We start from the raw sequence: 259 nt of genomic DNA, 5'->3' as shown, positions 1-259 counted from the left end.
CAATTAAGTCGGATACACATGCCGAACAAGAGGCATTTCAAAATACGGAAGCATTTAAGCAATTAGCCGCAAATCGCTACAAAATAGAAGCGAAGAATAATGATTTAAAAAACGGACACGGGTACGATACGGCATCGACTGTGGGTCTATTTGGCATGGAAATTCAAGGTGCTACAACGATATTCGCTGTCAATTTGAAACGGATATTAAAGCTACTAAACGAAAATGAATAAGGAATAGAGACAGAAATAAGGCACTT

Annotated in this window: 1 protein-coding gene; it reads left to right on the top strand. The window is 38.2% G+C overall.

Features of this window, described 5'->3' with window-relative positions; genetic code table 11:
* Positions 1-233: transposase (locus tag PVA17_RS25650; RefSeq protein ID WP_274069389.1), on the top strand; the 233-nt coding region annotated here is incomplete at its 5' end.
* Between the last annotated feature and the right edge of the window lie 26 nt (positions 234-259).

Source organism: Lysinibacillus sp. CNPSo 3705 (assembly GCF_028674935.1).
In the GTDB taxonomy this organism is placed as follows: Bacteria; Bacillota; Bacilli; order Bacillales_A; family Planococcaceae; genus Lysinibacillus.
The sequence above is the reverse complement of the archived record's forward strand: the minus strand, read 5'-3'. Positions and strand labels throughout refer to the sequence as shown.